At 41.4% G+C, this 20,974-nt stretch carries 12 protein-coding genes; 5 read left to right on the forward strand and 7 right to left on the reverse strand.

All coding sequences use genetic code 11. The features are described 5' to 3' along the window. The first annotated feature begins 550 nt into the window (after positions 1 to 550). From cphA to NMK36_RS10195, 5 genes are all read left to right on the forward strand, one after another. A complete protein-coding gene (cphA, locus tag NMK36_RS10175; protein ID WP_072722138.1) occupies positions 551 to 3,133 on the forward strand; it encodes a cyanophycin synthetase in 2,583 nt (860 codons plus the stop codon). Between the two features lie 581 nt (positions 3,134 to 3,714). Further along, positions 3,715 to 7,992 (forward strand): EAL domain-containing protein, encoded by a 4,278-nt coding sequence (locus NMK36_RS10180; protein ID WP_083580190.1) that lies wholly within the window; start codon positions 3,715 to 3,717, stop codon positions 7,990 to 7,992. Further along, positions 7,992 to 8,267 (forward strand): glutaredoxin family protein, encoded by a 276-nt coding sequence (locus NMK36_RS10185; protein WP_254175177.1) that lies wholly within the window; start codon positions 7,992 to 7,994, stop codon positions 8,265 to 8,267. The genes NMK36_RS10180 and NMK36_RS10185 overlap by 1 nt, the downstream gene beginning before the upstream one ends. A gap of 95 nt (positions 8,268 to 8,362) precedes the next feature. Next, positions 8,363 to 9,868 (forward strand): UDP-N-acetylmuramoyl-L-alanyl-D-glutamate--2,6-diaminopimelate ligase, encoded by a 1,506-nt coding sequence (locus NMK36_RS10190; protein WP_072722137.1) that lies wholly within the window; start codon positions 8,363 to 8,365, stop codon positions 9,866 to 9,868. A 292-nt stretch (positions 9,869 to 10,160) separates the two neighbouring features. After that, positions 10,161 to 10,880: a hypothetical protein gene (locus NMK36_RS10195; RefSeq protein ID WP_072722136.1), complete on the forward strand. Its 720-nt coding sequence runs from the start codon at positions 10,161 to 10,163 to the stop codon at positions 10,878 to 10,880. A 113-nt stretch (positions 10,881 to 10,993) separates the two neighbouring features. Here the strand turns inward: NMK36_RS10195 and NMK36_RS10200 are convergent, their stop codons facing one another. From NMK36_RS10200 to NMK36_RS10230, 7 genes are all read right to left on the reverse strand, one after another. Further along, a complete protein-coding gene (locus NMK36_RS10200; RefSeq protein ID WP_072722135.1) occupies positions 10,994 to 11,806 on the reverse strand; it encodes a sulfite exporter TauE/SafE family protein in 813 nt (270 codons plus the stop codon). A 156-nt stretch (positions 11,807 to 11,962) separates the two neighbouring features. Continuing rightward, entirely contained in the window at positions 11,963 to 14,026 is a 2,064-nt protein-coding gene (locus tag NMK36_RS10205) for an elongation factor G (protein ID WP_072722134.1), read from the reverse strand. 406 nt (positions 14,027 to 14,432) lie between these two features. Then, entirely contained in the window at positions 14,433 to 16,715 is a 2,283-nt protein-coding gene (locus tag NMK36_RS10210; RefSeq protein WP_254173661.1) for a caspase family protein, read from the reverse strand. A 244-nt stretch (positions 16,716 to 16,959) separates the two neighbouring features. Beyond that, positions 16,960 to 18,138 carry a sulfate adenylyltransferase gene (sat, locus tag NMK36_RS10215; protein WP_072722132.1) on the reverse strand — a complete coding sequence of 393 codons (1,179 nt, stop codon included), beginning with the start codon at positions 18,136 to 18,138 and terminating at the stop codon, positions 16,960 to 16,962. A 178-nt stretch (positions 18,139 to 18,316) separates the two neighbouring features. After that, positions 18,317 to 19,570 (reverse strand): beta-ketoacyl-ACP synthase II, encoded by a 1,254-nt coding sequence (fabF, locus tag NMK36_RS10220; protein ID WP_072722131.1) that lies wholly within the window; start codon positions 19,568 to 19,570, stop codon positions 18,317 to 18,319. A gap of 232 nt (positions 19,571 to 19,802) precedes the next feature. Continuing rightward, entirely contained in the window at positions 19,803 to 20,039 is a 237-nt protein-coding gene (gene acpP, locus NMK36_RS10225; protein WP_072722130.1) for an acyl carrier protein, read from the reverse strand. Between the two features lie 120 nt (positions 20,040 to 20,159). Beyond that, a complete protein-coding gene (locus tag NMK36_RS10230) occupies positions 20,160 to 20,927 on the reverse strand; it encodes a cobalt-precorrin-6A reductase (protein WP_072722346.1) in 768 nt (255 codons plus the stop codon). Positions 20,928 to 20,974: the final 47 nt, after the last annotated feature.

Consider the following 20,974-nt stretch of genomic DNA (forward strand, 5'->3'; position numbering starts at 1 on the left):
TCATTCGTTGTGGCGAATCTGATCTCTATCTCAGAGAAACTTTATGCAAATTTTAGAATATCTGCTCAGTTTAAATACACATACCACACAATTTTAAATTTGTCAACTTCCCTTTGAGAGATGTCTGATGTTTAAGTTCTCCTTTCCGGGAAAATCATTTAGAAATCCATCATTTTCTTGTAGGCGATCGCTAAACCCTTGTCAATATTCGTTGATTTGCTTATACTATTGCCGAAGAAGAAAGGTTAAAATTAAGGGCATTCCCGGCAATTCAAGCTAGGATTCAATGTTTAATTAATCAAGCTAATTATATTTGTATTATTTTTTCAAATATCCGTAAAAAAATAATCCGATAGGCTTTAGCTACAGAATCTAATATTTTCCTTAAATTTTGGAAAAAATTACCCAATTTCTAGGAATTTACTACGCCCAGCTTCTGAAATTGTGGGATAATTTACCCTAAGCTGAAACCGTGAATTGGAGTTGCTGAAGATTCCCCCATGAAGAGGAACACAAATCACTAAATTCTAAAGTTTAGGAGGCAATGAGTATGAAAATTCTAAAAACCCAGACCTTATGCGGGCCGAACTATTGGAGTATTGATCACCATCACCTGATTATTATTCACCTCGATTTAGAAAAGGATAATCGCTACACCCATGAAATTCCAGACTTCTACGAAGGACTGCTGGAAATCTTCCCCCATTTCAACCAATCCAAATATCAAGATTTCATGACAAATGTAAAAACCGGAATCTTGATGAGTGATATCGTTCTACAAGTTGCTTTAGAATTGCAAACCTTAGCGGGAATGCCTGTGGAATTTGGTTGTACTCGTCCCAGTGCTCAAACCGAAGTCTACCGTGTTATTTTTCAATATAAAATCGCTGAAGCGGGACGCTATGCAGCCAGAGCCGCCGTGAGGTTATGTCATCGTTTAATTGATGATGGATATTATCGAAAAACAGAACTGCAACACGATTTACAAGACTTACAAGAAATTTTCCTAGACGCTCAACTCGGCCCAACAACGGAGGCTATTGTCCGAGAAGCGGAATCTCGTGGAATTCCTTGGAGAGAATTACCCGCCCGCCATGTGATTCAACTGGGTTATGGTAAACATCAACGACGAATTCAAGCGTCACAAACCGATGGCAGTAATATTTTAGCCATTGAATTTGCTTGCGATAAAGAAGGCACAAAAACCCTCTTAGACGCAGCCCGTTTACCCGTTCCCAAAGGCACGGTAATTAATAGCTTAGATGATTTAGAAAATGCTATTGATGAAATTGGAGGATTTCCCATTGTTTTAAAACCTCTCGATGGAAATCATGGTCGTGGTATTACTCTGGATATTCAAACTTGGCATGAAGCTGAAAATGCCTATCAAATGGCAAAAAATGAATCTAAAATCGGCAGTGTGATTGTTGAACGTTACTATAAAGGTAATGATTATCGCGTCTTAGTTGTCCAAGGAAAAGTTGTGGCAGTGGCTCAACGAGTTCCGGCTCATGTGATTGGAAATGGTCGTTCCACCTTAGTCGAATTAGTCGAAGACACCAACCGTGATCCTCGTCGCGGAATGGGTCACGAAAATATGTTAACTCGTATTGAAATAGATCGCCAAAGTATTGATATTTTAGATCAACAAGGTTATCGCTTAGAAAGTATTCCTAAATCGGGACAGATTTGCTATCTTAAAGCAACCGCAAATTTAAGTACCGGGGGTATTGCCATTGACCGTACCGATGAAATCCACCCGGAAAATATTTGGATTGCAGAACGGGCGGCTCAAATTATCGGTTTAGATATTGCTGGGATTGATATTACCGCCCCCGATATTAGTCGGCCGTTGCGGGAAGTGGATGGAGTGATTGTGGAAGTTAACGCCGCACCAGGGTTACGGATGCACATTCAACCCAATGAAGGCAAGCCCCGCAACGTCGCCGCCCCCATTGTGGATATGCTGTTTCCCCCCGGAACCTCCGCCCAGATTCCGATTACCGCCATTACCGGAACCAACGGTAAAACCACCACCACTCGTTTAACGGCCCATATTTTCAAACAAACTCAAAAAGTTGTGGGGTATACCACCACCGACGGGACTTATATTGGAGATTTTCTAGCCGAAGCGGGAGACAATACCGGGCCTGCTAGTGCCGCTTTAATTTTAAATGATCCGACGGTTGAAATTGCGGTATTAGAAGCCGCACGGGGGGGAATTCTCCGGTCTGGATTAGGGTTTAATCGTTGTGATGTGGGGGTGGTGTTGAATGTGTCTGAAGACCATTTAGGGTTACAGGATATTAACACCGTTGAAGAAATGGCAGACGTGAAAAGTGTTGTGGCAAAAGTAGCTCACAAGTATGCTGTGTTAAATGCCGATGACCCGTTAGTCGCCGCGATGGCATCACAGGTAAAAGCGAAAGTTGCTTATTTTTCCTTGCAAGCTGATAACCCGATTGTGAATGAACACGTTGCCCAAGGAGGCGTTGCTGCGATTTATGAATCCGGTTATTTATCCTTTTTAAAAGGAGAACAAATGATCCGCGTTGAACAAATGGCTAATGTTCCCCTAACGTTACGCGGGTTAGCCCCTTTTATGATTGCCAATGCCCTCGCGGCTAGTTTAGCGGCCTATCTCCAGGGAGTGACCATTGCCGAGATTAGTCAGGGGTTGCGGACGTTTGAGATGTCGGTGGAACAAACCCCCGGACGGATGAATTTAATTCCTTATCAGTCCTTCCATATTTTATTGGATTATGCCCACAATCGAGCTAGTTTCCAGGCGATTTTGGAGTTTGTTCGCAATTGGCCTGATGGTAAACGGATTGGGGTTGTTGGTGCACCGGGTGATCGCCGTCAAGAAGATTTTATCGAATTAGGACGATTAGCGGCGCAAATGTTCGAGCGCATTATTATTAAAGAAGATGAGGATAATCGCGGATGTCCACGGGGAGACGTGGCTAAATATATTCAGATTGGGGTTAAGAAAGAAAATCCTGATTTTGACTGTGAGATTATTCTCCAAGAAACAGCAGCCCTGGAAACAGCCTTCAAGGAAGCTTCTCCAGGTAGCTTGGTTGTGATTTTCCCCGAAAGCGTTAAACGAGTCCTGGCGTTACTTCAATAACAGCAGACACCAACAAAAAAGGGTGTAGGGAATTTAACTCGAAAATAATCACTTTATCCCTATTCCCTTAATATTTAATAACTTCAAATGTTTTGGATATTCTGTTCTTTATTTCCTCTTCTCTGTGGTGATCACAATTGCCATGGTTTAATCAGATTTGAAAAAAGAGCTACATGAGATCGTCTAAATTGATTTGTCTTAATGTAGAGAAAATCTTCCCAGCAGCTTGATCCTTCTGTAGAGAGATGCAATCCTTCTAAGATTTAAGTATGATCTTGATTGTAACACAAAAGTAACGAAACACCTCGATTTTCACCCTAAGATTTTTATCTTTAGAAATAATTATCAGGGACAAGGGCATTAATTGAGCAAGCAATTTGGCTCTTGTAGTGACACTGCTGTTAAATCAAAGCCTAGATGTCCGTTAACTTTTTTTTAATTTTCGTTAAAAAAGTCAAAATTTAATGATGATAATCGTAGAATATATAGGGAGGAGCAGATAAAAACCCTTGGTGCATCGAATACTCTGCCAGTGAGCGATAACCACGAGTAATCGAACCAAAAATGCTGGAACCTAGTTGATGCTCAACAAACACGGGACACAGGGAGATCAAGAACAACTTTATCCCATTGCATCCATTGATCGCAGATGGGTCATGGATTCGGATGTGGAGGTTGCATTGCAAGACAGCCAAGCCCTAATACAAGTTATTGCAGAATTATTGCAAGTTCCCTTGGTAGTCAGTCGGATGACTGATGGCCGAATTTATTATTACAATTCTTGCTTTCAAAACACCTTTGGATTTCTGATCGGCGAACCTTTAAATTTTACTGATTCCGACATCTTTGCCAATCTCACGGATCGAGAAATCCTGCTGGAAACACTGCGAAAAAAAAATTCTATTCAACAACAACCCCTACAAGTCAAGGGGGCGGATGGAGTGCTTTACTGGACAATGATCTCCATGCGGTTATTGACGCTGAATGGGGAATCATTGATTGTATCCACCTACTCGAATTTAATTCCGAATCCCTCCCATCATCCCCTACCGTCACGCCCCATCCCCAGTTTTGACCATTGGCAAGACGGGGTAATTTTAATTAATGCAGAAGACCAGATTATTGAGTGGAATACCACAGCCACACAGATGTTTGGTTATGACAAATCTCAAGTTTTGGGTAAAACCCTAGAAGCCTTAAATTTTCCCCTGTTTCATCATCTGGTTACTGACCTCTGCGCTCAAAATCATTGCTATAACTGTTCCGGCTGTACCCGTGACCTGCCCTGGCAACGCCAAGATGGAACATTAAGCCAGTGTCGGACAACCATTTTACCCCTCCGCAATGAATTTGGCCAGTTAACAACCCTGTTAATCAACGTTCAGGAAATCTTTGAAGAAATTCCAGCCCTTCCGATTGAACATCAACTCTTAGCCACTTTACAATCCAAGATTAGTCAGCAGGCGACCGTTGCTTACCTGGGTCAACAAGCTCTGATTCAGTCCGACCTGAGTGTCTTGATGAATGAAGTGGTTTCTGCCGTCGTCAAAACCCTGGATTTAGAATATTGTAAACTCTTGGAACTCATGCCCGGTGGCCATGCGTTTTGGTTGCGGGCGGGCGTCGGTTGGCAACGGGGACTGGTGGGGAATGCCCGCGTCAGTGCCCATGTCACCTCTCAAGCGGGGTATACCTTATTCAAAAATGAACCTGTAATTGTGGATGATTTGCGGGTAGAAACTCGATTTTCCGGCAGTCCCCTGCTGCATAATCATCGAATTATTAGCGGGATGAGTGTGGTGATTTCCCGTTGGGGCCAAGACTCAACAGTCAGCCCAGAACAATTACAGTTTCCAGTATCCATGACCTGGGGGGTTTTAAGTGTCCATAGCCATAACCCTCGTCAGTTTACCCCAGAAGATGTTCATTTTTTGGAAGCCATTGCCAATGTGTTAGCCGCGGCCATTGAACGCCATCGGGCCGAAGAACGGTTACATTTAATGGAACGGGCGATTGATAGTAGTAGTAATGGAATTGTGATTACCGATGCGACTCAACCGGATAATCCAATTATTTTTGTTAATTCTGGGTTTGAGCAAATTACCGGATACAGCCGAGAAGAAGTTTTAGGAAAAAATTGCCGATTTTTACAAGGGAATGATCCCAACAAGCCAGAAGTTGAAGCCATTCGCCGAGGGATTTTAGAAGGAACAGAATGTCATGTAGAATTGCGGAATTATCGAAAAGATGGGACGTTTTTTTGGAATGAACTTTCCATCGCTCCGGTGTATAGTTCTAAAGGGCATTTGACCCATTTTATTGGCATCCAAGCAGACATAACTAAACGCAAACAATCTGAACAAGATTTAGTTTCAAAATCCCAAGCTTTAGCTCAGTTTAGTTCCCATCTCAAACATTTACATCGGATTACCACCTATAACCATCAAAATTTGAATGAACTCTTTCGGGATTATCTTCAGGCAGGTTGTGAAATCTTTCAACTGTCTATGGGTTTTATTAGCCGAATAGAAAACAATCAGATTATTATCGATACGGTTCATTCAGATTTAGATTTAATTCAACCGGGTAGTATCATCCCTTTAGAAGAAAGTTACTGTAAGCAAGTGATTCAGACCCAGGCGACCCAAGTTCATACCCAGATGGGGCAAAATTCTCAGTTCAATCAACTTGAAAGCTATCAAAGATTTCATTTAGAAACCTGTTTAGGAACACCCTTATGGGTTAATGGCAAAATTTATGGCACATTGGGGTTTGCTTGTTTAGAAGCCAAAACCATTACTTATGAATCCCATGAACTGGAAATTTTAGAATTAATGGCTCAAAGTATTGGTCGATTTATTGCCGCAAACCAAACCGAACAACAACGAGCAAAAGCGGAGTTAGCTTTGCGAGAAAGCGAAGAACGCTATCGCCGTTTAGTCGAATTGTCTCCCGAAACCATTGCCATTCATAATGGAGAACAATTGGTTTATATTAATATGGCTGGAGCCAAACTTTTAGGAGCCAATCGTCCTCAAGATTTAATCGGTCGTTCTATTTTTGATTTTCTTCCTCCTGATTATTTGAATTTAATTCAGGCTCAAATTCAAGACCCAATCAACAGACAGCAACCTCTGGATTTAATAGAACAAAAATTAACTCGGTTAACCGGAGAAGTGATTGATGTCGAAATTGTAGGAATTCCAGCAACTTATCAAGGTCAATTGGCGATTCAAATTATTATTCGGGATATTACCGAACGAAAACGATTTGAAGCTCAACTGATGTATGAAGCTTTACATGATGCCCTGACTCAACTTCCAAATCGTAGCTTTTTTAATGAACGTTTAGCCCAAGCCTTAAAACGATCTCGAAAAGAACCAAATTATCAGTTTGCCGTTTTATTTTTGGATTTAGATCGGTTTAAAGTTGTAAATGATAGTTTAGGACATTTGATTGGAGATCAACTCTTAATTGAAATTGCCCACCGCCTTCTCTACTGTGTTAACGCGGTTGATACCGTTGCTCGTTTAGGGGGAGATGAATTCACAATTTTGATTCATCAGATTCAAAGTATTAGCGATGCGACGAGAATGGCGGAGAGAATTCATGATGAATTAACCCAGCCGTTTTATATCCAAGGACATGAGATTTTTACTACTGTAAGTATTGGAATTGTTCCCAGCCGAGGTTATTATCAACAATTGGAAAATGATAGTGAATCTTATCAGTGTTTATTGTATAATAATCCTGAAGATTTTTTACGAGATGCAGATATTGCGATGTATCGGGCAAAAGCAAAAGGTAAAGCTCGATATGAAGTATTTGACTTAACAATTCATAGTCAAGCCATGTCAATGTTGCAGCTTGAAACGGATTTAAGACAGGCGATTTATGGGCGAATGCGAATCGGAACTTCCCCACGTTCAGAATCCTTAACGCCTTCAGAAAATCCTCATTCCAAGGTCTTACAAACGACAGAACATTTATTAGAATCTTTCCCTACTCAACCCATAAATCTCAAGGGTTTTAAAGTTTATTATCAACCGATTGTTTCTTTATCTACGGGTAAAATTACAGGATTTGAAGCTTTAGTGCGTTGGTTTCATCCGAAACGAGGTTTAGTCTCACCTGCGGAGTTTATTCCAGTTGCAGAAGAAACAGGATTAATTATTCCATTAGGAGCTTGGGTTTTACGCGAAGCTTGTCATCAACTGCGAGTTTGGCAAGAACAATTAGCTCAAAAATTAACAGGTTTTCATACGGCTTTAACAGTTCAATCTCATGGCAAAAAACATCATCTGGAGGCTAACATTTATCCGTTAACAATGAGTGTCAATTTATCGAGTAAACAGCTTTGTCAACCCAACCTTTTAGAACAAATCGATCAAATTCTAGCAGAAACAGATTGTAATCCCAGTGATTTAAAGCTAGAAATTACTGAAAGTGTGATTATGGAAAATTTAGCCACCTCATTTATTATTCTAGCCCAATTAAAATCTCGCAAAATTCATTTATCCATTGATGATTTCGGAACAGGGTATTCCTCCTTAAGTTATTTACATCAATTCCCGTTAAATAGCTTAAAAATCGACCGCTCATTTGTTAATCGTTTAGATCTAAAAACGAGTCCCTTTAGTGGAAAAACCAGCCAACCTTTACAAATCGTGAAGGCTATTATTTCTTTAGCTCAAAATTTAGAATTAGATGTGGTTGCTGAAGGTATAGAAACTCGTGAACAACGAAAAATTTTACATCAATTAGGCTGTCCCTTTGGACAAGGCTATCTGTTCGCTAAACCCTTAGAAGCTGAACAGGCAACACAACTCTTATTAGCAGAGGTCAAAGGTATCGTATGATCACACTAATTTTATACAGTAAACCGGGCTGCCATTTGTGCGAAGGCTTACAAGAAAAATTAGAAAAAATTCAAGCCTCCTCCCAAAAGTTAGGAGAATTTCAATTAGAAATTCGAGATATTACAAGCCGGGAAGATTGGTTTCAAACCTATCAATATGAAATTCCTGTGCTGTTTAAATCCAGTGATGTGGATAGCACAGAACAGCGTATCCCTCGCCCCTCACCCCGGATGTCGGTCATACAGCTAGAACAACTCTTACAAAAATATTGGTAAGTGGGTGGAACAGGCATCTTGCCTGTTTCACATAGCCAGCTTCCCCCTGATATGATGCAAAATAAAATGAGTCCAGTCGTGAGGATTGCTAACAGATGAAGCTCAAAGAGTTACTGGCAAAAGCAGGAATATCAACACCCTTTCAGTCTCACCCCGCTTTAGAGGAAGAAATTAAGGGGTTAACAACCAACTCCATCGCTTCTGGGCCGGGAGATTTATTCTTAGGAATGCCCGGAACCCGTGTGGATGGGGGAGAATTTTGGCCTAGTGCCATCGCCTCTGGTGCAGTAGCTGCCTTCATCTCCGAAACCGCCGCCGAGAAAACCCAAGACCGCATCGCCGTCGAACATCCCTGCATTATTCCCACCCCGGATATGACCCAAACCTGCGCCCAAATTGCAGCAGCGTTTTATGATTATCCAGCAGAAAAATTACAATTGGTAGGGGTGACAGGAACCAATGGGAAAACCACCACCACCCATTTAATTGAATATCTCCTCAGCAATACTAACCATCCAACGGCCTTACTGGGAACCCTTTACGCCCGTTGGCCCGGATTTCAAGAAACAGCAACCCATACCACGCCTTTCTCCGTTGAACTTCAGGAACAACTGGCTGATGCGGTGGCGGCGGGTTGTGAATTGGGGGTGATGGAAGTCAGTTCCCATGCGTTAGACCAGGGGCGGGTTCTTGGTTGTCCTTTTCAAGTGGCGGTGTTTACCAATTTAACTCAAGATCATTTGGACTACCACCCCACCATGGAAGATTATTTTGCAGCCAAAGCCTTATTATTTAGTCCCCAATATCTTAAAGGTCGGGCGATTATTAATGCGGATGACTCCTATGGCCAACGGTTAATCGCTCAGTTGGGAAATCAAGCTTGGAGTTATAGTACCCACGACTCAACCGCCGATTTATGGGCGGATCAACTGTGTTATGAACCTACAGGGGTTAAGGGGGTTCTCCATACTCCCCAAGGAGAGGCGGCATTTTATTTACCGTTGGTCGGTCAATATAATTTATCGAATTTGTTAGCCGCTTTGGGGGCGGGGTTAAGTTTGGGCTTAGATTTAACCACCTTGGTCGAAAAAATTGCCGAGTTTCCCGGCGTTCCCGGTCGTATGGAACGGGTGCAAATTAGCCCTAATCAAAATATTAGCGTGATTGTGGATTATGCCCATACCCCTGATAGTTTAGAAAATTTATTGAAGGCGTCCCGTCCGTTTATTCCAGGTCGGATGATTTGTGTGTTTGGTTGTGGGGGCGATCGCGATCGCACCAAACGCCCACAAATGGGGAAAATTGCCGCAGAATTAGCGGATGTGGCCGTTGTCACCTCAGATAATCCCCGCACCGAAGATCCTGAGCGGATTTTGCAAGATGTTTTAGCCGGAATTCCCGACAATATTAAGCCCATTGTCATTGCTGATCGGGCTAAAGCCATTCATCAAGCCATTTTGGATGCTCAACCGGGAGATGGCGTTTTAATTGCGGGAAAAGGTCACGAAGATTATCAAATTTTGGGAACCGAAAAAATTCATTTTGATGACCGAGAACAAGCCCGTGAAGCCTTAGCCCATCGTCTCCCTAACCCAATTTAGACCCTGAAACTGTCTTTTTTAGAGGGTTGAGGTTGAAGCGTTCGTCTAGTCTTCCCCTCAACTCTCTTTTTTTGTTCAAAGATTTTACTAAACTTTTACAAAAAAACTCAATAAAGTATTCAAATCTTAACACAACACTTGATAAGATAAGATGGAGAACCGTTTAAAATAAGGTTCTAATTACAAATTAAACTGTCAATTTTCCACTAGAGTTCATTGACTAACTCATTTGACCAGAGATTGTATTTTTGATTTAAAGCACTACTACCACTGACTAAGAAGAGAGAGTCTAATGGAAATATTAATTGCCTATTACACAGTAGGAGTTTTAGCTTCGTTTTCGGTGTGCTTTAAAGCATTCGTCGAGGATTCAACAACACCCTTAACGGATCAAAGTTCGTGGGGCGTTTTAGCATTAACATCGGTGTTTTGGCCGATTACAATCCCAATTTCTTGGCTAGAATTAGTCACGAAATCACAAATGTCAATTGTATCCTCTTCTAATAATGGGTTCACTAATTCTTTCTATGACTATCAACCCCAAATGGTCAGGGTGAAACCGTCTCCGTCCCTAGATGTTCAACCTTTATCTAAAACCGTTAATTCCAATCAACCGCGATTTTTACCCCTGGGTTATTTACTCCGTCAAGCGGGGTTAATTACAGAATTTCAAATTAAAGGTGCTTTAAAAGCACAAAAAACCCATCTCAATCATCTACGCTTAGGAGAAATTTTAGTTGATCAAGGCTTGATTGAACCCGAAACTATTAAGTTTTTCGTAGAAGATTTACTGAATCTATATCAAAATCCCCATAAGAAACCGTTAAGTGAATATTTAAAATTAGCTAAACTGTTAGATGATCAACAAATTGAGGAGATTCTCGCTGAAAAACCCCAAACCAATCTTCAATTCGGTACATTAGCGGTACAAAAAGGATGGGTAAAGCAAGACACGATTAATTTAGTATTGCACTATCTGGGAGATCAATCTCAAAAGGCTATACAAGCTTAAAGAATTAAGGTTTTGTAGAGAAATTTGAGGGGTTTCCTATAACGATATACCCAATTTTGATAGCTTGGTACTCTCATTTTTAATTCCCCTGTAGAAAGAGACTCTGAAAGCTATTAGGGTTGCATCCAGGCTTGTCTAAAGATATAAACAGAGAGAATAACTAAGAAAATTCTAAACATTAAACTAACCGTTTTATCCGATAATTTGGGCAAAAACCGGGTGCTAATTTGCGCTCCTAATAATCCCCCTAATCCTAATATAATGCCTTGAATCCATAAAACATTTCCTTGAATAGCGTGTCCAGCACAAGCAGAAATAGCTGTAATGATAATTACTCCTAGACTGGTTTGAATTGCAACTTTAATGGTTTCTCCTAATAAAACAATTTGCAAAGGAACCATAATAATTCCACCCCCCACTCCAAATAACCCAGCTAGAATTCCCGCAGTCCCTCCCGTTAAAATTCGAGCAAATACTGGATTAAAGAGGATATTTTGATTAGAAGAAATAGCAGAATCAGAAACTTGTTGTTCTTCTTGTTGTTTTTTATGGGCTGTTATTTGTTGACGCACTTCTACTAAATAAACATTTAATAACAATAAACATCCAAATAAAAATAATAATAATCGGGAGGAAACTAATTCTGCCAAAAATACCCCTATTTGTGCGGTTAATATAGCCGGAAATCCAATACCAATCACACGATTGAAACTGAGATATCCCATGCGCCAATTTTGTACACTCCCCGAAATTGCGGTAATCACAATTGATAAACTACTGGTAGCAACGGCTTCAACTGGGGTATATCCTAACGCTACCAATAAGGGGACTAAAACTGTCCCCCCGCCAATCCCTAAAAAGCCTGCTAAAATGCCAGCAATGAGTCCCGCCGTCGCCAAAATAATTAATTCAATAGTGCTACGCATGATTGGTGTTTGACAATGAGTAAAACCTGAAACCCTTTCACTTCTTACTGTTCCCTGTTCCCTGTTCCCTGTTCCCTCTTCAAGTAGCACTATAGAAGCTAGAAATCTCCCTAATGCTGTTAACTCGAAAAGGGAGATTTTTTAGCTTACAGGAATTTAGGATTTACTATTACCATTCCCGTTACTCGTTGCTAAAATCCGTTCCGTTAACTTTTCAGGAACTTCTTGTAAATGATCGAATTGCCAATTGAAATAACCCACTCCTAACGTTAAGGAACGCAATTCTACAATTAAATCCTGCATTTCCGCCTGGGGAATATAGGCAGAAATTTTATCCCATCCTTTCCAGTCTGACATCGGTTCATAGCCTAAAATTTGCCCCCGACGCCCGGTAATTAACTGAAACATTTGGGAGGTAAAATCACTGGGGGCACAAATTTCAACAGAAGTAATCGGTTCTAATAAAACGGGTTCACATTTCTCCATTCCTGACTGCATGGCTAACCGGGCAGCTTGTTTAAAAGCTTGTTCGGAACTATCCACAGAATGATAGGAACCATTGGTTAATGTTACCGCTACATCAACAACAGGGAACCCTAAAGGCCCCTGGGTTAAATATTCTCGAACCCCAACTTCAACACCGGGAATATATTGACGAGGAACCACACCCCCCACAATCGTTTCATCAAAATTAAACCCTTCCCCACGCGGTTGAGGTTTAATATCTAAATACACATCTCCAAACTGTCCATGACCGCCACTTTGATGTTTATAACGACCGTGAGAATTTGTGTTTTTACGAATGGTTTCTTTATAGGGAATCCGAGGCAAATGAGTCACCATCGGTAAATTATATTTACGCCGTAACCGATCTAACGTCACTTGCAAATGAATTTGACCTTGACCCCATAAAATAATTTCATGGGTATCTCCATTTTGTTCCCAACTTAACGAGGGATCTTCATCTAACATTTTAGATAAAGCCGCACTAATTTTAACTTCATCTTTGCGGTTTTCAGGAGTAATTGCCCAGCCATAAACAGCCGGTAATAAAGTTGCTTTCGGTAACGGATTTTTTAATTGATTGGGTTCCGTTGTTAAGGTATCTCCGGTTTGAATGCCTTCCATCCGCGCCAAAGCTACAATATCTCCAGTTTTCGCCACTTGTACGCTTTGGGTTTGTTGTCCGATCAACCGATACATTCCCCCCGGTCTTACCCCATTTAAGGTCTGGCCTTCGGTGAGTTCACCTTGCCAAACCCTCACCAGGGAGAGTTTACCGCCTTGGGGGGTGTAATAGGTTTTGAGAACTTGGGCAATGGGCAACCCTTGTGGAGATTTCAGCCCCCGTCGTTCTGCGGTAATGACGGGTTCTGGTGCTTCCCGAACTAAGGCATCCAATAAAGCTCGTACCCCATGATCTTGTTCCGCTACCCCAATTAATACAGGTACAATTAAATCCGCTCCTAATTCCATTTTTAAATCTTTGACAATTTCATCTTGAGGAGGTTCAATTTCTTCTAATAATTCTTCTAATAGATGATCGTCAAAATTGGCTAACTCCTCTAACATCGCTTGACGGGCAGCGTGTTCAGCTTCCTTGAGAGATTCGGGAAGGGGTACAGGATCAGAGGGAGCACCGGGATGATAATGATAGGCTTGTTCGGTAATTAAATCGATAAAACCGACCAATTGTTCACCGTTGCCAATGGGATATTGTTGAGGAATAATAGGACGAGTGGAAACCGCTTTTAAAGCATTCAAGAGTTCGCTAAAACTGGTAACACAACGTTCCTCATCGGTACAAACCCGATCCATTTTATTAATAAAAACGAGATGGGGAATTTCCCAGTCATCCAAGAATTTGAACAGGGGAGATAAGGTTAAAATCCGGGCGGGATCAGGTTCACAGACGACAATAGCTAACCCCGTTCCGATTAACGCATTATAGGTTTCTTGGGCAAATTCTACAGACCCCGGACAATCTAAAAATGTAAAGCGAATGCCGCCATATTCGGTACTGGCGGCATTAACTTCTACACTCATATTGCGTTCACGGGCTTCTGGGGAACTGTCCCCAACCCTGTTGCCATCTTTTGCCGTTCCTTTGCGAGTAGTTACTCCCGTTACGGACAAAATACTTTCTAAAAGTGCGGTTTTCCCACTTAAATAGGGGCCAACAATGGCGATATTACGGCAGTTTGTGATAGTTTCTGGCATATCTATTGCTCCACAAATATAAGTGACTCATTCTGAGGTTTTATCCTCAAAAAATCAGGATCAACCGTTGAGGATGGAGTCCCAAAAATTAAGGAATTGTTAAATTTAACGAATCCGTTGACTGTAGATAGACATCTATTGAATCGCTTTAGTTGGGACTTGGTACTACTCCTTTAAGATTCCGGTTTCTTGATTCGCTTACTTTTTAATTTATAGTGTTTTTGCCACAAGTTAACATCTTGTTCATCAAAAAAAACATTATGAACTTATTACAAGATTTGTAAATGAATATTAAGGAGACGGTTGAGGCAGGTTTGGGTCAATGGTTTAGGAATTGAGAATGGCTCTGGGTTTGAGTTTCATCAGGTTTCAAAACGCGGTTTAAAGAATTATCAATATAAACAGCTTATCCCACAACCCGATAAACAAAATTAAAAGTTGCCCAGCTATTAATATCTAAAGCCAAATCATCCGTAATCACTCCGATTTTTTCTAAACTTTGTTGACTGCCTCGATTCAAATCTTGTAAAATAGCATCAGCAATATCCAAAGGATTTGAGATTAAGTTGAACTTCAATAATCCCTCACTTTTTTTAATGCTTTTATCTAAAATTGTTAAGCTTTCCAAAAAGGGATTTTGGCTTAAAATTACCTGGGTTTCTGCTAATCCTGCTGGACTTTTAACCAGTTCTCCGATAATTTCTGTAGAAGAGTTACCACTGTAAACCGTAGTGGGAGGTACACTCATAGATTTACCCGGTGCAATTTGTTGTTGCTGAGGATCAAAACCTGAATGAAATAGATAGGTTTGTCCTTCACTATTAACGTAAAACAGTAAAAAATAAACGGGAAACTCTCCCTGATTTTGCAGTTGATATTGTAAACGACTGCCCACAGGCACTGTCACAATTCCTAGATTTTCGGAAGCCAATGGAAAAGATGAACTTAAAGTTGAAATAGAATTAACAGATTGAGCATTTTCTCGATTAATTTTGTTTAAAATTCCAGTTGTTTCCCGTTTGATTAATACTTGAGATTGAGGAGCTAATAAATTTAAAGTTGCTCTCACTTTTAACTGCGAAGAGCGTTCATTTTCTGTTAATCGTAATAACTTAATCGCTAAACGGGTTTTGAGTTGGGGAATTAACCGATGTACCGCCACTTTTACCGCCTCTCCTCCTTCACCAATGGTATCGGGAAGCAACACTGATCCTTTAGAGAATAAGCCATAGCGTCCTTGAAAAATCGGGGATAAGGGAGCATTTAAAGCTTGGGCAATGGTTCTATCCGTAACGCGACTGAGTAAATAATCCGCAGGTTGATCACTCGCTACAATCGTCATCCGAGAAAACCCGGAAAATGCACTGGTCGCATCCACCCGTTCAATTCGATTTAATTGAGGATCTAAGGCGATTTTTAAATTAATTTGCCGAGGTAAGATCCGAATAAATTCTTGTACTTTTTGCCCAACTTCTAACCCGAAAGATAAGTTTAAATCAGTCGTTTTGATCTGGGCTTTGGCTTTTAATCCTGCGCGAGAACGTAGTTGTAAATAAACCGGATTTTCTAAAGAATTAGATTCTGAAATAATCGTTAATATTGTATTTAAACCCAATGAATCTAATACAAACGTTGGCAGCCCTGTTAATGAAACTTGAGCAGTTTTTCCATTCTCTTCAACCCCCGTTATTACCCCATCAAGAGGTAAGGAGGGAAGCCACAAACTCCCTAGAGAAACATCTGAATCAGCTTTAGTAGGATTTAAGGTTCTGCGGAGTTGGGGTTGCTGACACGGCCCAACCATTTGTTCAACTTCTCCCGCCACTCGGCTGATTTGGGCAGTTAAATTTGGGAAGGGACTTGCACCCCAAAAAGCTTGGGTTAAAGTATAAGTAAATAATCCTGCATTAAAGCCATCCCATCGACCTTCTGTAGCAACTTGGGACGGTTTAGATGCGGCTAAGACTAATCCGGGTAATTGACCGGGTTTTCGGTGTTCTAATTCTGGTTGTGAAAGGTTGAAACGAGATAACAATTGCTGTTGTAAATCCAGTTCTGTGGGATTAATTTCCAAGGTTGTTGGACTTGAGGCGGCGCGAATTTTGAGAGTCCCTTGTTGATGATACCCAGGATAAATAAAACTTGTATCTAAAACCGTAATTACTTCAGAGGTCGGCAGCGATCGCAATAATAACCACAAGGTATCTTCTAAAATATCATTAACCGTTTCCTGTTCTGATATTTCGGCATCAACAGGCAGATAAGAATATTGAATTTGAGGTAAATTAGAAACAACATCATTACGGGGAATACAACTACCATAACCACTAAAATGAAACAGTACCACATCCCCCATTTGAGCTTGTTCAATTAAATGGGAAATAAAGGCAGATTCAATTTGATTGCGAGTTGCAGCTTGGTTGGTTAACGTGAGAATATCATCGGGTTGAAACCCAAATTTATACATTAATAAATTGCGTTGCAATTCCACATCCGTTAAACAGCCTTGCAACGGTTCTTCAATCCGATTTCCACTAGGATATTGATTAATTCCCACTAATAAAGCTAACTTCCGTCGGGTTGGCTGTGCTAAGGCTTGATAGGAACGCTCATAAAGTCTTTCCTGAATCCCCAGCGCTGCCATCAGTAAGCCAGCTTGTTGTAAAAATTCCCGTCGTTTTAATCCCATTACCAAAAATCAGTTATCAGTTATCAGTTATCAGTAAAGACGTGCCATGGCACGTCTGTGCCAGTTATCAGTTGTTTTCGTGACTAGGAGCAAGGTCAAGAAAAACTTTATTAATTCCCTAAAATCTTGATGAACCTGCTCATAAAGTCTTTGGTTTTAGAGTTTGGGTTAATCGTTGTTAATTAATAACTATTTAACCATCAACCCTTAACTCTTCCACTGATAACTGATAACTGATAACTGATTAAGCTTCCGTTGCCACCTTCATTGCTTTAATCAGTTCATTGGCAACTTCAGGGCGGGAAAATTGCGGGGGTGGAAGTTCACCACGACGCAGTAATTCTCGCACCTTAGTTCCTGATAAATGAATGCGCTGTTCTGGGGTACTAGGACTGGTTTTGCTGGTAGCCATACCTTCAGTCACAGTACAATAAAAAGCGTGTTCAAACATCATCGGAGTAATGCCTAATTCCCCAGGCTCAAACTCATCGAAAATATATTGAGCATCATAAGTTCCATAATAATCCCCGACCCCGGCATGATCTCGACCCACAATAAAGTGAGTACAGCCATAATTTTTCCGCACTAGGGCATGGAAAATCGCTTCACGGGGGCCTGCATAACGCATGGCGGCGGGATTAATCGCTAAAATAACCCGTTGTTTAGGATAGTAATGATCAATCAAAATTTCATAACACCGCATCCGTACATCTGCCGGAATATCATCGGATTTGGTTGCCCCGACTAAAGGATGCAAAAATAATCCATCAACGGTTTCTAAGGCACATTTTTGAATATATTCATGGGCCCGATGGATAGGGTTTCGAGTTTGAAATCCAACAATGGTTTTCCATCCTTTTTCTCGAAACATTGCCCGTGAGTCTGCGGGGTCAATTTGATAGTTCGGGAAGTAAGGATGGGGTTGACGTTCTAATAACCATACTGGGCCAGCGAGATTAACGCCCCCTTGATCATAAACGACTTTCACCCCTGGATGTTTTTCGTCTGTGGTGCGATAAACGTTGAGGGCTTCGGTTTCCTTATCATAGGTATATTTTTGGGTGAGTTCCAAAACACCCACAAATTCCCCCGTCGGGGCATCTAAACGAACTAAACCCCCTTCAGTCAGGGTTGAAGCTACTTCTTCAGAAACCGATAAAGTAATGGGAATTGACCAAGGTAAACCATTACTCAGGTGCATTTGGTTGACGACGGTTTTATAGTCCGCCTGTTCCATAAACCCGGTGAGGGGACTAAAACCACCAATAGCAATTAATTCTAAATCAGAGAGCGAGCGCTCATCCAACTGAACTCTGGGTAAATGTTCCCCTTTGTCCAAAAACTCCTGCCGTTGGTCAGGAGTGGCAATTCGGTTAATTAAATGTCCACCATGGGGAGCAATGGCGTCGAGATGATGACTCAAGGATACCTCTCTAAGTTGACTACAAAGACAACAATTATTAAATTTTCTTTATATTTCTATCCTACCCTGTTACGCGAGTACAGAACAGCTTAATCACTACAAGAGCCACTCCATCAACAACTTGATAAAGTGGCTCTTGTCCTAAGGTAGAGACGCGCCATGGCACGTCTCTACGGGGTTAGGGTTTAAATTTTTTAAACGCTAAGGTCACATTATGACCTCCAAACCCAAAGGAATTGGATAAGGCGACATTAACGGTGTGAGCGCGACTGGTATGAGGAACATAATCTAAATCACACTCTGGGTCAGGATTATCCAAATTAATCGTCGGAGGAACCCGATCCTCAGCAATGGCCATTGCCGTCGCTACCGCTTCAATTCCTCCAGAACCCCCTAATAAATGACCCGTCATCGACTTTGTAGAACTAATCGCCACCTGATAAGCACTTTCACCTAATACCGTTTTAATCGCTGCCGTTTCTGTGGTGTCGTTAGCAGAGGTACTGGTTCCATGAGCATTAATATAACTAATTTGGTTAGGGGTTAATCCAGCATCCTTCATCGCCAAGGAAATCGCTCTAGCCGCGCCTGCCCCACCCGGAACAGGGGAGGTCATGTGGTAGGCATCACAGGTCATGCCATAACCGACTAATTCCGCATAAATGCGAGCGCCACGACTTAAGGCACAGTCTAATTCTTCTAACAGTAGAATTCCGGCGCCTTCTCCCATGACAAAGCCATCTCGATCTTTGTCAAAAGGACGACAAGCTTTAAGAGGTTCATGGTTGCGGGTTGATAGTGCCCGTGCTGCTGCAAATCCAGCCACCGATAAAGGAGTCACCGCCGCTTCGGTTCCCCCACAAATCATCGCTTGAGCATAGCCGCGTTGAATTAAACGAAAGGCATCACCGACGGAATTTGAACCTGCCGCACAAGCGGTTACGGAGCAGGAATTTGGCCCTTTAGCTCCCGTATGAATGGCTGTGAGTCCCGCCGCCATATTGGCAATCATCATCGGGATCATAAAAGGACTACAGCGATCTGGGCCACGATTTAAATAGATCTCTTGCTGATCTTCGAGTACCTTGAGTCCGCCAATACCGGTTCCAATAATGACACCCACCTGTTCTGCATTTAGGTCATTAATGACGAAGCCCGCATCTGCGATGGCTTGTTGACTAGCCGCCACCGCAAATTGGGCGAAGCGATCCATCCGTTTAGCTTCTTTGCGCGAGATGTAATCACAGGGGTCAAATTTTTTGACTTCCCCCGCTATGCGACAATCATGCTTTGACGCATCAAATAAGGTGATAGGGCCGATCCCATTCCGTCCGCTCATTAACCCTTCCCAATAGTCAGCTAGGGTATTTCCAAGCGGAGTAATTGCCCCTAAACCTGTTACAACAACGCGCTTAACATTCATCGTAGTCATGATTTTCGTCGATTCAAGAATTTAATCACCCAAAATGCAGAACAAAGCGTGAGAAGCAAAACTAACAGTATAACAGTAATTTAATTTAAGAGGGGTTGGGATTGCCTAAGCCAGACAGTCGAACGCAGCAAAATTTCCGTGAGACTGGTGGAAGGCTAATCCTTCGCTTATTCTGTTGATTTTACTTCAATTGCAGATTAAGCCTATGCTTTGGCTTGGTGGTCGATGGACTTTACTCCTCCTTGGCTTTGATGTAGTCTATAGCGTCTTGAACGGTCTTAATTTTTTCAGCATCTTCATCGGGAATTTCGGTCTCAAATTCTTCTTCCAATGCCATGACCAGTTCTACTGTATCCAGGGAATCCGCGCCTAAATCTTCGGCGAAAGTCGCCGAAGGAATAATTTCCTCTTCCTTAACATCTAATTGTTCTGCAATAATTTTTTTTACTCTTTCGTCAATTTTACTCATGTCCTATCTTTCCTTTTTGGATGCCGCGTATACCATCTTATCGGAAAGGGGGATCACCGCAGCAACGATCTCAGAGATTTTTTGGGGGTTGACTTTTCCCGACCTCCATTCCCCGGTTCCCTATTGACAAAATTCAACGGCAGTCTTAAAAGAGTGAGTCATTTGAGGATAATCAATCTGGGGTCGGGCAATAATAATTAAAGGAATATTTAATTGGTGAGCTAAATTAATTTTTAGATCTTCGCCTCCTGCCGATCCAGAAGCTTTTGTGACGACCAAAGAAATCTTCCAATGTTGCCATAATGCCCGTTCTAATTCTAAACAGAGGGGGGGACGAATTGCTATAATCCGATCCGGGGTAAATCCAGCCTTTAAAGCAGCATCCAAAGCCATAAGAGACGGTAAAATTCGAGCAAATAAGACGGCTTGTTCTTGCCATTGGGCAAATTGAAATAAACTGCGATATCCCAAGGTTAGTAAGACTCGTTTTCCTTTTAAATAATCCCCGGTTAATAAAGTTTCAAAACTGTCTAAATACAGAAGATGAGTTGAATTTTCAAACTCTATAGCTGGACGTTCATACCGTAAATAGGGAATTTGATGGGTTTGGCTAATGGCAATTGCTAATTGAGAAATTTCTACAGCATAGGGATGGGAAGCATCTAAAATTCGATTAATCTTATAATTTGTTAAAAATAAGTTAATTTGGTTTGGCTCTAATTTTCCCACCCAAATCGTTAAAAATTCTGATTCGGGGTAGAGACATTTTGCTGATTCTGTCGTTACACTAATAATACAATAGATTTGGCATTTGGCGATTGCCTGAGCCAATCTTGCACTTTCCTGGGTTCCTCCAATTAACCACACTCGATCAATTGATTTCAGCATAAAACTAGCTTGAATTCTGCTCTTTAACTTTAATTTTATCATAAACA

The sequence above is a fragment of the Planktothrix pseudagardhii genome (genome assembly GCF_904830925.1).
Lineage (GTDB): Bacteria > Cyanobacteriota > Cyanobacteriia > Cyanobacteriales > Microcoleaceae > Planktothrix > Planktothrix tepida.

Coding starts and splice junctions, on each gene's coding strand:
- acpP (WP_072722130.1), bottom strand. CDS start 20,039: ATGAGTAAAATTGACGAAAGAGTAAAAAAAATTATTGCAGAACAATTA.
- NMK36_RS10205 (WP_072722134.1), bottom strand. CDS start 14,026: ATGCCAGAAACTATCACAAACTGCCGTAATATCGCCATTGTTGGCCCC.
- NMK36_RS10200 (WP_072722135.1), bottom strand. CDS start 11,806: ATGCGTAGCACTATTGAATTAATTATTTTGGCGACGGCGGGACTCATT.
- fabF (WP_072722131.1), bottom strand. CDS start 19,570: ATGACTACGATGAATGTTAAGCGCGTTGTTGTAACAGGTTTAGGGGCA.
- NMK36_RS10230 (WP_072722346.1), bottom strand. CDS start 20,927: ATGCTGAAATCAATTGATCGAGTGTGGTTAATTGGAGGAACCCAGGAA.
- NMK36_RS10190 (WP_072722137.1), top strand. CDS start 8,363: ATGAAGCTCAAAGAGTTACTGGCAAAAGCAGGAATATCAACACCCTTT.
- NMK36_RS10180 (WP_083580190.1), top strand. CDS start 3,715: ATGCTCAACAAACACGGGACACAGGGAGATCAAGAACAACTTTATCCC.
- NMK36_RS10210 (WP_254173661.1), bottom strand. CDS start 16,715: ATGGGATTAAAACGACGGGAATTTTTACAACAAGCTGGCTTACTGATG.
- cphA (WP_072722138.1), top strand. CDS start 551: ATGAAAATTCTAAAAACCCAGACCTTATGCGGGCCGAACTATTGGAGT.
- NMK36_RS10195 (WP_072722136.1), top strand. CDS start 10,161: ATGGAAATATTAATTGCCTATTACACAGTAGGAGTTTTAGCTTCGTTT.